Source organism: Pseudomonas sp. St386 (assembly GCF_018325865.1).
Lineage (GTDB): Bacteria > Pseudomonadota > Gammaproteobacteria > Pseudomonadales > Pseudomonadaceae > Aquipseudomonas > Aquipseudomonas brassicacearum.
On the sequence record NZ_AP021900.1, the window covers coordinates 3,926,144 to 3,938,534 of the forward strand.

The window sequence follows — 12,391 nt, forward strand, 5'->3', positions numbered from 1 at the left end:
CCTCCGCTCAATCAAGGATGTAGACAACCGGGAACAGCAGCACCCAGACCAGATCGACCATGTGCCAATACAGCACGCCGGATTCCAGCCCACTGTTGCGCTGCGATCCATAACGACGTCGCCGACAACCCTCGGCCAGCCAGGCGAGGATCACCATGCCCAACAGCACATGCAGGAAGTGGAACGCGGTAAGGATCCAGTACAAGGTGAAGAACGTGTTGTGCTCCATCCCCAGACCGTTCGCCAACAGATGGGCGTACTCCGTGAGCTTGATCCCCACATAACCGCAGGCAAGCAACAACGCCACACTCAACAACGACGCGGCTCGACGCGGCCGGTCCTGCCTGACTTGCTCCTGGGCCAATGCGGCAAACAGGCCAGCGGTCAGCAGGCTGAGGGTCATCGCCAGGCCCGTGGAGCGGTCCAGCAATTGCCGGCCTTCGCTGAAAGTCTGCGGGTACAACGCCTGGGCGACGGTGAACGTCAGGATCAACAACGCGAACACCGACAACTCGGCGAGGATGAAAAACCACATCGCCAGGTCCCCGGGCAAACGCCGGGGCACGGCAACCGCTTCAGCCAAAGTGGACATCGACCACATCCATCAGCGCGGCGACGGTCTGCGGGTCGTCACTCAATGGCTCGGCCAGGCACGCCAGGCAGGCTTGGCGCGGGTCCATCCCAGAGCCGATCATGCGCGCGGCAAAAATCAACAGGCGCGTGGAGGCAACTTCCTCCAAGTCATGCTGATCGAGCCGGCGCAGCGCCTGCCCCAATCGCACCACCTGGGCCGCCAGGGCCAGATCGACCCCCGCCTCGCGGGCGACGATGCGCTCTTCATCGGCCACGGCTGGATAGCCAAAGCGCATCGCCACGAAACGCTGGCGGGTGCTGGGCTTCATGCCTTTGAGCAGGTTCTGGTAACCGGGGTTGTACGACACCACCAACATGAAGGACGGCGGCGCCTGCAGCACTTCGCCGGTGCGTTCCAGGTACAACTGCCGACGATCATCGGCCAGCGGGTGCAACACCACGGCCGTGTCCTGGCGCGCTTCGACCACCTCATCCAGATAACAGATGCCACCCTCGCGCACCGCCCGGGTCAAGGGCCCGTCCTGCCACCAGGTGCCCTGGGCGCCGATCAGGTGACGGCCCACCAGGTCGGCCGCGCTCAAGTCATCGTGGCAGGCCACGGTGTACAGCGGCAGTTTCAGGCGGTGGGCCATGTGTTGGACGAAACGGGTCTTGCCGCAGCCGGTCGGGCCTTTGATCAGTACCGGCATGCCGTGATGCCAGGCCTGTTCGAACATCGCCTGCTCGTTGTCCTGGGGTTGATAAAAGGGTTCATCGGGGTGCTGCAAAGTGTGGATAGCGTTCATGGCAAGGCCTGATCAGACAACACGATTGCAGGCCACGCTACGGTGCCCTGCGACAACCTGGCAAGGGCTGCGGCCGGCAAACTTGATCGCCGTCAAGCGGCTAACCACCGGCCTGGGCATAGCCTTGCACCGCACCAAGAACCTGCGCGCCGAACGTCAATTACAGCGCAGCGCGGGTCACGCCTGAGGAGAAATGGAATGCTGATCAGCCACAAAAAATCGTGGGCCCTGCGGGTCACGGCGCTGTGTACAGCGCTGGCCGCCCCCCACGCCTTCGCCGACCAAACCGCTGCGCCGGAACAACCCCGCGTGGTCAAGACCGAAGGTGCGCCCGACCTGAGCCAGGCCGACTTCGACACGGCCAAGGAAATCTACTTCCAGCGCTGCGCCGGTTGCCACGGTGTGCTTCGCAAAGGCGCCACCGGCAAGCCGCTGACACCCGACATCACCCAATCGCGCGGCCAGGCCTACCTGGAGGCGCTGATCACCTACGGCTCGGCCGCCGGCATGCCGAACTGGGGCACGTCCAATGCCTTGACCAAAGACCAGATCACGGTGATGGCCAAGTTCATCCAGCACACCCCACCGACCCCACCGGAATGGGGCATGGCGGAAACCCGCAAGACCTGGAAACTGCTGGTCAAACCCGAAGACCGGCCGACCAAGCAGATCAGCACCCTCAACCTGCAGAACCTGTTCTCGGTGACCCTGCGCGACGACGGCAAGATTGCCCTGATCGACGGCGACAGCAAGAAGATCGTCAAGCTGATCGACACCGGTTATGCGGTGCACATCTCACGCATCTCGGCGTCGGGCCGCTACCTGCTGGTGATCGGCCGGGACGCCAAGATCGACATGATCGACCTGTGGCCGAAGGAGCCGACCAAGGTCGCGGAAATCAAGGTGGGCATCGAAGCGCGCTCGGTGGAGACTTCCAAGTTCAAAGGCTACGAAGACAAGTACACCATCGCCGGCTCGTACTGGCCGCCGCAGTTCACCATCATGGACGGCGAGACCCTGGAGCCCAAGCAGATCGTCTCGACGCGCGGCATGACCGTCGACACCCAGCAATACCATCCCGAGCCTCGCGTCGCGGCCATCATCGCCTCCCACGAATGGCCGGAGTTCATCGTCAACGTCAAGGAAACCGGCAAGGTGATGCTGGTCAATTACCAGGACATCAAGAACCTCACCATCACCAGCATCGACGCCGCGCCGTTCCTGCATGACGGCGGTTGGGACAGCAGCCATCGCTACTTCATGACGGCCGCCAACAACTCCAACAAGGTCGCGGTGATCGACTCCAAGGAGCGCAAGCTCACCGCCCTGGTGGACGTTGGCAAGACCCCGCACCCGGGACGCGGCGCCAACTTCAACCACCCACTCTACGGACCGGTCTGGGCCACCAGCCACTTGGGCGATGCCGGGGTTTCGCTGATCGGCACCGACCCGGTCAATCACCCGCAATACGCCTGGAAACAGGTCAGTACGCTCCAGGGCCAGGGCGGCGGCTCGCTGTTCATCAAGACTCACCCCGCGTCCCGTCACCTGTATGTCGACACCACCCTCAGCCCCGACGCCAAGCTCAGCCAGTCGGTAGCGGTGTTCGACATCGACAAGCTCGACGCCGGCTACACCGTGCTGCCGATTGCCGAGTACGCCGGTATCAAGAAAGGCGCGCTGCGAGTGGTGCAACCGGAATACAACAAGGCCGGTGACGAGGTCTGGTTCTCGGTCTGGAGTGGCCAGGAAGACGAGTCGGCGCTGGTGGTGATCGACGACAAGACCCTCAAGGTCAAGAACGTGATCAAGGACAAGCGCCTGATCACCCCGACCGGGAAATTCAACGTCTACAACACCCAACACGACATCTATTGAGCCCCATCAATAAGAGGAAAAACCATGAAGCCTATTCTGATTGCCTTGGCCTTGACTGCCGCCTACAGCCTGCCGGCGTTGGCCCAAGACGGCCCGACGCTGTTCAAGAGCAAGCCCTGCGCGGCCTGCCACTCCATCGACACCAAGGTGGTTGGCCCGGCACTCAAGGACGTCGCGGCGAAAAACGCCAGCGTCCCTGGAGCGCAAGACCTGCTCGCCAAGCACATCAAGGAAGGTACGCAAGGCAACTGGGGACCGATGCCGATGCCGGCCAACCCCGTGACGGAAGAAGAAGCCAAGATCCTGGCTGCGTGGGTCTTGACCCTTAAATAACGCTCAAGGAGCACATCCCTGTGGCGAGGGGATTTATGTGGGAGCAAGGCTTGCCCGCGATGGGGGCGATGCAGTCTTTCAGAGATCAAGGCGGCTGTTTCGCGAGCAAGCTTTGCTCCCACATAAATCCCCTCACCACAGGAGCCACGCCCAACTTTATTTCTTGATCAGGAGGACGTCATGGAACGACACAGCTCTGCAACCTTGATAACCACCCTCCTCTTTGTTTTCTCCTCCTGCGCGCTGGCCGCTCCCGACAGCCAGCGCCAGGCCCAACTGCAACACCTGCTGGACCAGGATTGTGGCGCCTGCCACGGCCTGTACATGACCGGCGGCCTCGGCCCACCCCTGACCCACGAAGCCCTGGCCGGAAAATCCCGCGACAGCCTCATCGCCACCGTCACCCTCGGACGGCCCGGCAGCGCCATGCCCGGTTGGGCACCGTTGCTTGCGCCCGACGACATTCGCTGGCTGGTGGACCGGCTCCTTCAAGGAAAACCCGCCTCATGATCCGTTCATTGCTCTCCTCCACCGCCATCGCCCTGCTGCTCTGCGGTTGCGCCCAGACACCGTTGCGCGGCACCGGCGATTTGGGCGTGGTGGTAGAGCGCGCCACCGGCAGCCTGCAAATCATTGAAAGCGACACCCGCACCGCCCTGGGCCGCGTCGAAGGCCTGGGCGACTTGTCCCACGCCTCGGTGGTGTTCTCCCGCGACCAGCGCTACGCCTACGTGTTCGGTCGCGATGGTGGCCTGAGCAAAGTCGACCTGCTGACCGCGCGCATCGAGCAGCGCATCATCCAGGGCGGCAACAGCATCGGCGGTGCAATCAGCCAGGACGGCAAGCTGATCGCCGTCTCCAACTACGAGCCTGGCGGCGTCAAGGTATTCGATGCCCAGACCCTGGAACAGGTCGCCGACATCCCCGCCACGCCGTTGCCCGGTGGCCAAAAGCGCTCACGGGTGGTCGGCTTGGTGGACGCGCCAGGGCAACGCTTCGTGTTCAGCCTGTTCGACACTGGCGAGATCTGGACCGCCGACTTCAGCCTCGGCCTCACCCCGCGCATCGAGCGTTTCACCGCCATCGGCCAGCAACCCTACGATGCCCTGATCACCCCGGACGGGCGTTATTACATGGCCGGGCTGTTCGGTGAAGACGGCATGGCCCAACTCGATCTCTGGCACCCGGAGCGCGGGGTGAAACGGGTACTGGGGCATTACGGCCGCGGCCAGGAGCGGCTCCCGGTGTACAAGATGCCGCATCTGGAAGGCTGGGCCCTGGCCGACCAGCAAGCCTTCGTGCCTGCCGTCGGGCATCACCAGGTGTTGGTGATGAACGCCCAGGATTGGCAACAGACCGACGCCATTGCCGTGGCCGGCCAACCGGTGTTCGTCACGGCGCGACCGGACGGCCGGCAGTTGTGGGTCAACTTCGCCTACCCGGACAACGACCGCGTCCAGGTCATCGACACCCAGACCCACGCCATCGTCGCCGACCTGCGGCCAGGCCCTGCGGTGCTGCACATGGAGTTCACCGCGCGAGGTGACCAACTGTGGCTGTCCGCCCGGGATGGTGGTCAGGTGCAGGTCTGGGATCCTTATCGCCTCGAACGCCTGAACAGCCTGCCGGCCCTGAGCCCGAGCGGCATTTTCTTCAGCAGTCGCGCGCACAAGCCGGGGTACTGACCATGACTTCCAGCTCACTGGCCCGGCGCCTGATCGATCAATTCCAGCATGGCCTGCCGTTGTGCGCCGAGCCCTATCGGGCCATGGCCGAGACCTTGGGCTGCAGCGAAGCCCAGGTCATCGACTGCCTGCAACACCTGCAAGTGGCCGGGACCTTGTCGCGGGTCGGCCCGGTGTTCGAACACACCCGAGCCGGGGCCAGCACCCTGGCCGCCCTGGCAGTGCCCGAAGAGCGCTTGCACCAAGTGGCCGCACGCGTCAGCCAATACCCGGAAGTCAATCACAACTATGCCCGCGAACATCGCTACAACCTCTGGTTCGTGCTGACCGGCCCCAACCGCGCCCACCTGGAAAACATCCTCCAGGAACTGGAGAACGACACCGGTCTCACGCCACTGGACCTGCCCATGCTGACCGCCTACCGCATCGACCTGGGCTTTGCCCTGGAGGCCACCCCATGAAAAACGCCCTGAGCGAACAACAGTCACTGGCACTGCGCCGTTTGCTGGAAACCGGCCTGCCCCTGACATCGCGTCCCTTCCAGGCCCTGGCCGAGCAGATCGAGGCCAGCGAGCAACAGGTGCTCGAGCAGGTGCAGCATTGGCATGAACAGGGGCTGTTCCGCCGTGTCGGCCTGGTCGTCAACCATCGCGCCTTGGGGTTTGCCGCCAACGCCATGCTGGTGCTGGACGTGCCGGACGCCTTGGTCGATGAAGTCGGCCGTCGCCTCGGGCAAACCCCGGGCATCAGCCTTTGCTACCAACGCCCCAGGCGCCTGCCCCAGTGGCAATACAACCTGTTCTGCATGATCCACGGTCGCCAGCGTGACCGTGTCGAGGCCCATGTCCAGGCGCTGCTTGAAGAACATCTGCTGGACGACCTGCCCCACCAGTTGCTGTTCAGCACGCACCTGTTCAAGCAATGCGGCGGACGTTTCACCGCCCCGGCCGGAGCCCGTATCGATGGATGACCTGGACCGCCGCCTGATCAATCGCCTGCAACTGGGCCTGCCGCTGGTGCGCCACCCTTGGCAGGCCCTGGCCCAGGAGCTGGACAGCAGCAGTAGCGAATTGCTCGACCGCCTGCATGAGCTGCTCAACGACGGTGTACTCACCCGCTTCGGCCCGATGTTCGACATCGATCGCCTGGGCGGTGCGTTCACCCTGGCGGCGCTGGCGGTGCCCGAGCCGCGCTTCGAGGCCATCGCCGAGCTCCTCGCGGAGATGCCCGAGGTCGCCCACAACTACCGCCGCGAGCACACCTGGAACATGTGGTTCGTGCTCGCCTGCCCCAGCGAACAGGCGATCGACGACACCCTGCTGCGCATCGAACACCTGACCGGCCTGGTGCCGCTGAACCTGCCCAAAGAGGAGACCTACCATGTCGGCCTGTATTTCCCCGTCTGAGTCTTTGTGGCAAGCGCCGCCACGGCTGGATGAAACGCCCTTGGCCCTGCGCCTGGTGGAACTGACCCAGGCTGGCCTGCCCTTGCTTGAAGACCCCTGGGCCTGGCTGGCCGAGCAACTGGAACTGAGCGTGGAATCCACCCTCGACCTGCTCAAGCGCCTGCAGGCCGAAGGCGCGATCCGCCGCATTGCCGCCGTGCCCAATCACTATCGCCTGGGCTATCGCCACAACGGCATGACGGTCTGGGACGTGGCCGATGCCGACATCTCGCGTCTCGGCGCCCTGCTGGGGGCGCAGCCCTTCGTCAGCCACTGCTACCGGCGCCCGCGCCAGCCCGGCTGGCGCTACAACCTGTTCGCCATGGTCCATGGCCGCAGCCGCGAAGAAATCGACAGCTACCGCGAACACTTGCGCTACCTGCTGGGGGACGCCTGCGCCGCCGACGACATGCTGGTGAGCAGCCGCATCCTGAAAAAAACCGGCCTGCGCCTTTCGCCTGTGGGAGCAAAGCTTGCTCGCGAAACAGATGCGTCGGTTTTATGAAGGACCGCATCGGCTTCATCGCGGGCAAGCCTTGCTCCCACCAAGGCTTGCTCCCACAAAGCGGGAATAAGCCGCGCTGAACTCGGACATCGATCGAAATCGAAGGAGCGCCTTATGTTGAGGATCAGCCATTACCTGCGAGCCCTGGCCGGGCATTGCCCCGCCCCACGTGTCGCGCCACCGGGCAGCAGCCGCCCGCCGGTGGTGATCTGGAACCTGCTCAGGCGCTGCAACCTGACCTGCAAGCACTGCTATGCAACGTCGGCCGACAGCGTGTTTCGCGATGAACTGGACACTCCGGCGGCGCTTCAGGTCATCGACGACCTGCACGATGCCGGCGTGCGCGTGTTGATCCTGTCCGGCGGCGAACCGCTGTTGCGCGAGGACCTGTTCCAACTCAGCGCCTATGCCCGCGACAAAGGTTTTTTCCTCGCCTTGTCCACCAACGGCACGCTGATCGACGCTTCCAATATCGAACAGATTGCGGCGGCAAACTTCGATTACGTGGGCATCAGCATAGATGGCCTGGAAGCGACCCACGATGAATTCCGCCAGCTCAAGGGCAGTTTCGCCAGCTCCATGGCGGCCATCCGGCTCTGCCGCGAACAAGGCATCCGGGTCGGATTGCGCACCACCCTCACCCAGCAGAACCATGCCCAGTTGCCACGCTTGCTGGACTTGATGAATGAGTACGACGTACAGAAATTCTACCTGTCGCACCTCAACTACAGCGGCCGGGGCAAGCGCAGTCGCAAGCTCGATGCCCATCAGCAGATGAGCCGCGAGGCCATGACCCTGATCTTCGAGCGGGCCTGGCGCGACATCGAACAGGGCCGCGACAGTGACTTCGTCAGCGGCAACAACGACGCCGACGCGATCCTGCTGCTGCAATGGGTCGCCCGGCGCCTGCCCCAACACTACGCCGCACTGGAGCAGATGCTGCGGGCCTGGGGCGGCAACGCGTCGGGTAGCGGCATCGCCAACATCGACAATACCGGCGAGGTTCACCCCGATACGTACTGGTGGCAGCACTCGGTGGGCAATGTCCGCCAGACGCCATTCAAGACACTCTGGGTCGATCGCCCCGATGCCCTGCTGCTGGAACTGCGCGAACACCCCCGGGCCGTGGGCGGTCGCTGCGGGCAATGCCGCTGGCTGGCGATCTGCAACGGCAATACCCGTACCCGGGCCTGGGCCGACGGCGACCTGTGGGGCCAGGACCCTGGCTGCCACCTCAGCGACGAAGAAATCGGCTTGCACGCGATCCCCAGCGTTGCGATGCCCTGCGCCTGATCAACCGACGGCGAACCTGATACCGAACCAAGGAAGTCCCATGCCTGCCTCCATCGTTTTGCCCGCTGCCCTGCAATCGCCCTTCAGATCGGGTGAAGTCGCCCTGGTCGGCGCCGGCCCCGGTGACCCGGGCCTGCTGACATTGCGCGCCTGGAGCCTGTTGATGCAGGCCGACGCGGTGGTCTACGACCGCTTGATCAGCCCGCAATTGCTCAGCCTGATCCCGCTGACCTGCGCCCGGCACTACGTCGGCAAGGCCGCCGGTTGCCACAGCCTGCCCCAGCCACAGATCAACGAACTGCTGGCCGACCTGGCCGACCAGGGACAACGGGTGGTGCGACTCAAGGGCGGTGATCCGTTCATCTTCGGTCGTGGCGCCGAGGAGCTGGAGTATCTGCTGGCCCGCGGTATCGATTGCCAAGTCGTGCCAGGCATCACCGCCGCGGCCGGTTGCAGCACCTATGCCGGCATTCCCCTGACCCATCGCGACCTGGTCAATTCCTGTCGCTTCATCACCGGTCATTTGCAACGCGAAGGCGACTTGAATCTGCCCTGGCAAAGCCTGGCGGATGACAGCCAGACCCTGGTGTTCTACATGGGCCTGTCGAACCTCGGCACCATCGCCGCACAACTGATAGCGGCGGGCCTGGCGGCTGATACGCCCGCGGCGCTGATCAGCAACGGCACGCGCCCCGACCAGCAGGTCCTGCGCGGCACCCTCCAGCAATTGCCGGAGATGGCGCTGGCATGCGCCGAAGGCCTGCCGACCTTGACGGTGATCGGCAAGGTGGTTGGCTTGTTTGCCCATCAGGTATTGGAGCATCCGGCCCGCCTGCACCCGGCCCTACCGCTCCAGCCAAATATCGCGAGGGTGGCCTCATGAGAATCGGCTGGCTTGCCCCATTGCTGTGGATCGGTGCCGTCCACGGCGCCCCGGCATCTGAACCGGACCTGGCGTTGGCCGAACAGAACTACCAGCAACACTGCCAGCAATGCCACGGGGTGAACCGCATCGGTGGTGCGGGGCCGGCGCTGTTGCCCCAGAGCCTGAGTCGGATCAAGCCCGACGAAATCCGCCAGGTGATCGAAAATGGCCGCCCGGCCAGCCAGATGGCGGCGTTCGGTGCGGTGCTGGAGCCTGCGCAGATCGATGGCTTGACCCACTATCTCCAGCGCCCACCCGCGGTCGAACCGACCTGGAGCGAGGACGACACTCGCCGCAGCCATCGCCTGCTGGCGGATGTCGCCAGCCTGCCCGATAAACCCCAGCACAGCGCCGACCCGCTGAACCTGTTCGTGGTGGTGGAGGCTGGCGATCATCACGTCGATATCGTCGACGGCGATCGCTTTGAGGTCCTGGCGCGCTTCGCCTCACATTTCGCGGTGCATGGCGGACCGAAGTTTTCGCCGGACGGACGCTTCGTCTATTTCGCCTCCCGGGACGGCTGGATCAGCCTGTATGACCTGCACAACCTCACGCTCATCGCCGAGGTGCGGGCCGGGCTCAATACCCGCAACCTGGCGGTGAGCAAGGATGGGCGCTGGGTGCTGGTGGGCAACACCCTGCCCGGCAACCTGGTGGTGCTGGATGCCCGCGACCTGTCACTGGTCAAGACCATTGCAACGGTGGGGCTGGACGGCCAGGCGTCGCGGGTCAGTGCGGTCTATACCGCGCCGCCGCGCAACAGCTTCATCGTCGCCTTGAAAGATGTGAAAGAGGTCTGGGAACTGTCCACCGGCCCGAGCCCGGACTTTGTGCCCAGGCGGATCGAGGCCGAGGATTACCTCGATGATTTTTCCTTCTCGCCCGATTACCGGCAGTTGCTCGCCACCTCGCGCAAGGCCCAGGGCGGCCAGGTGATCGACCTCGACACGGGGCGGATCGTCACCGACATCGCGCTGCCTGGCATGCCGCACCTGGGCTCGGGGACCTATTGGAAGCGCGATGGGCACTGGGTGTTCGCCACGCCCAACATCAGCAAGGGGCTGATTTCGGTGATCGACTTCGACACCTGGAAAGTCATCAAGCAGATCCCCACGCTCGGGCCGGGTTTCTTCCTGCGCAGCCACGTCAACTCTCGCTACGCCTGGACCGATGTGTTCTTCGGCCCGGACAACGATGCCATCCACCTGATCGACAAACAGACCCTGGAAATCGCCCACACCCTGCGACCCATGCCCGGCAAAACCGCCGCCCACGTCGAGTTCACTCGCGACGGCCGCTACCTGCTGCTGAGTATCTGGGATACCGATGGCGCGCTGATCGTCTACGACAGCAACACCCTCAAGGAAATCAAGCGCCTGCCCATGAACAAGCCTTCGGGCAAGTACAACGTCGGCAACAAGATCGAGTTCGCCGAGGGGACGTCACACTGAAAAAAAAGGGGGCTGATGCGCAGCCCCCAATATCAAAGGCCTGTGGGAGCAAGGCTTGCCCGCGATGAACGATAACGCGGTTCTGCTGTTCGACCGCGGCGCGGCTATCGCGGGCAAGCCTTGCTCCCACAGACGGCGTCGGACCCAAAGGATCCAACTCTTACCAGGTGAGTACCGCCCCCACCGCAAAGGTGTCGGTGTCTTCGTTCTGGGCGCTGGTGTCGTGGCCGTTGATTTCGAACTGGTTGTACTCGGCCACGAGCTTGAGGTTGTCGTTGATGTCGTGGAACAGCGCGATGCCACGGGTTTCGTAATCGGCGCCACTGCCCACCACGCCGTTGCCGTCGTCATCGGTCTTGCCATAGGACAACGCCAGGCGGTTCTTGCCCAGCTTGTAGGAGCCCTGTAACAGGTAGCCCTTGCTGTCGACATTGCGCAGGGTGGCTTCACCGGCGTTGTTGGTGAAGAACGGGTTGATGCCCTTGGCCTGGAACCCCGAGCCGGTCAGCGACAACCCGCCCATCTTCGCCTGCACACCGTACCCCAGGCCTTTGGAGGTGACCGATTCGACAGTGGAGTCGGTGTTGTCCGAGGTCTGGTAGCTGCCGTTGAGCCAGCTGTAGATCTTCGCCCCGCCCAGGTCGAACTGATAGGTGATCTCGCTCTCGGTGCGCGGGTTTTCCTGATAGGCCTTGCCCGTGGCGCTGTTGTCGTTGGTATCCACCGGGTCCATGATCCCCACCGCCACGCGCAAGCCCTCCATCACCGGCGTGCGGTAGGTGATCTGTGAGGTCGGGAACGGGTACGGATAACCGCTGCCGATGTTGCCGAACGAGACGCCACCGCCGTCCACCAAGCCCAGGCTGTCACTGACCTGGCCGTAACCGGCGAGCAACTCGTCCAGCAGGATGTTGGAGCGGGCAAACAGGCCGAAGTCCTTGCCGATCAGCACTTCGCCCCACTCCGGGTTGGCCACGGTACCGTAGAACTGGCGCACGTCGATGGCGGTGTCGGTGCCGTTGGTTTCACTGTCGTTGATGGTCACCCAGAACGAGGCCCGGGCACCGAGCTTGAGGTCATCGACCTGCTTGCCCATGTTGAAGCCCAGGTAGTTGGGCAAGAAACCCATCTTGACCCGTGCCTGCCGACGGTCGTACTGCTCACCGGCGCGGTCCACGTCGCTGTTGACGTAAAAGGCGTTGATGTAGCCGTCGGTGGAAAAGGTGGTCTGGTCCTTGTCGTACAGCATGATTTCGGCGTTGGCCCAAGGCATCAGGCCCAGGCTCGAAACACCTACGATGACCGCAGGCAAAAAACGTTGGCGGGTATTTTTATTGTTGTGCATGGCGCGCTCCGCAACAGGGGACGGGATGTCGGAGGCGATTATCGAAAGGCGCCCGGGCGCGTCATACGCTGCCTTGGAGGCAATTGGCGGATGCTTTGGCAGCGCCGGCCCGGCGCGGCAGTTTGGGTGTAAGACGGCTATTGCGACGGGGG

General features: G+C 63.8%; 14 protein-coding genes. 11 read left to right on the plus strand and 3 right to left on the minus strand.

The window, feature by feature from the left end:
* Positions 1 to 7: 7 nt before the first annotated feature.
* Both KI235_RS17190 and KI235_RS17195 read right to left on the minus strand, forming a co-directional pair.
* Positions 8 to 592, minus strand: a complete 585-nt coding sequence (locus tag KI235_RS17190) for a cytochrome c oxidase subunit 3 family protein (RefSeq protein ID WP_003202499.1) — start codon at positions 590 to 592, stop codon at positions 8 to 10.
* Positions 576 to 1,379, minus strand: coding sequence for a CbbQ/NirQ/NorQ/GpvN family protein (locus tag KI235_RS17195; RefSeq protein WP_003202502.1), 804 nt, complete (start codon positions 1,377 to 1,379; stop codon positions 576 to 578). Before KI235_RS17195 ends, KI235_RS17190 begins: the two co-directional genes overlap by 17 nt.
* 198 nt (positions 1,380 to 1,577) lie before the next feature.
* Here KI235_RS17195 and KI235_RS17200 point away from each other — a divergent pair, with 198 nt between their 5' ends.
* From KI235_RS17200 to KI235_RS17250, 11 genes are all read left to right on the plus strand, one after another.
* Complete coding sequence (locus KI235_RS17200) at positions 1,578 to 3,257, plus strand: cytochrome D1 domain-containing protein (RefSeq protein WP_003202504.1); 1,680 nt, start codon at positions 1,578 to 1,580, stop codon at positions 3,255 to 3,257.
* A 24-nt stretch (positions 3,258 to 3,281) separates the two neighbouring features.
* Positions 3,282 to 3,590, plus strand: a complete 309-nt coding sequence (locus KI235_RS17205; protein WP_003182369.1) for a c-type cytochrome — start codon at positions 3,282 to 3,284, stop codon at positions 3,588 to 3,590.
* Positions 3,591 to 3,770: 180 nt separating this feature from the next.
* Positions 3,771 to 4,100 (plus strand): cytochrome c, encoded by a 330-nt coding sequence (locus KI235_RS17210; RefSeq protein WP_003202506.1) that lies wholly within the window; start codon positions 3,771 to 3,773, stop codon positions 4,098 to 4,100.
* Positions 4,097 to 5,275 carry a cytochrome D1 domain-containing protein gene (locus KI235_RS17215; protein ID WP_212795186.1) on the plus strand — a complete coding sequence of 393 codons (1,179 nt, stop codon included), beginning with the start codon at positions 4,097 to 4,099 and terminating at the stop codon, positions 5,273 to 5,275. The genes KI235_RS17210 and KI235_RS17215 overlap by 4 nt, the downstream gene beginning before the upstream one ends.
* A gap of 2 nt (positions 5,276 to 5,277) precedes the next feature.
* Positions 5,278 to 5,736 (plus strand): Lrp/AsnC family transcriptional regulator, encoded by a 459-nt coding sequence (locus KI235_RS17220; RefSeq protein ID WP_003202511.1) that lies wholly within the window; start codon positions 5,278 to 5,280, stop codon positions 5,734 to 5,736.
* A complete protein-coding gene (locus KI235_RS17225; RefSeq protein ID WP_149632403.1) occupies positions 5,733 to 6,245 on the plus strand; it encodes an Lrp/AsnC family transcriptional regulator in 513 nt (170 codons plus the stop codon). Before KI235_RS17220 ends, KI235_RS17225 begins: the two co-directional genes overlap by 4 nt.
* Positions 6,238 to 6,681, plus strand: a complete 444-nt coding sequence (locus tag KI235_RS17230) for an AsnC family transcriptional regulator (RefSeq protein ID WP_003202515.1) — start codon at positions 6,238 to 6,240, stop codon at positions 6,679 to 6,681. Before KI235_RS17225 ends, KI235_RS17230 begins: the two co-directional genes overlap by 8 nt.
* Positions 6,656 to 7,225 (plus strand): Lrp/AsnC family transcriptional regulator, encoded by a 570-nt coding sequence (locus KI235_RS17235; RefSeq protein WP_003202518.1) that lies wholly within the window; start codon positions 6,656 to 6,658, stop codon positions 7,223 to 7,225. The genes KI235_RS17230 and KI235_RS17235 overlap by 26 nt, the downstream gene beginning before the upstream one ends.
* A 114-nt stretch (positions 7,226 to 7,339) precedes the next feature.
* Complete coding sequence (nirJ, locus tag KI235_RS17240) at positions 7,340 to 8,518, plus strand: heme d1 biosynthesis radical SAM protein NirJ (protein ID WP_060613917.1); 1,179 nt, start codon at positions 7,340 to 7,342, stop codon at positions 8,516 to 8,518.
* Positions 8,519 to 8,558: 40 nt separating this feature from the next.
* Complete coding sequence (gene cobA, locus KI235_RS17245; protein ID WP_003202521.1) at positions 8,559 to 9,401, plus strand: uroporphyrinogen-III C-methyltransferase; 843 nt, start codon at positions 8,559 to 8,561, stop codon at positions 9,399 to 9,401.
* Positions 9,398 to 10,894, plus strand: a complete 1,497-nt coding sequence (locus tag KI235_RS17250; RefSeq protein ID WP_013693514.1) for a cytochrome D1 domain-containing protein — start codon at positions 9,398 to 9,400, stop codon at positions 10,892 to 10,894. The genes cobA and KI235_RS17250 overlap by 4 nt, the downstream gene beginning before the upstream one ends.
* 160 nt (positions 10,895 to 11,054) lie before the next feature.
* Here the strand turns inward: KI235_RS17250 and KI235_RS17255 are convergent, their stop codons facing one another.
* Positions 11,055 to 12,239: a porin gene (locus tag KI235_RS17255; RefSeq protein ID WP_003202526.1), complete on the minus strand. Its 1,185-nt coding sequence runs from the start codon at positions 12,237 to 12,239 to the stop codon at positions 11,055 to 11,057.
* Positions 12,240 to 12,391 lie beyond the last annotated feature (152 nt).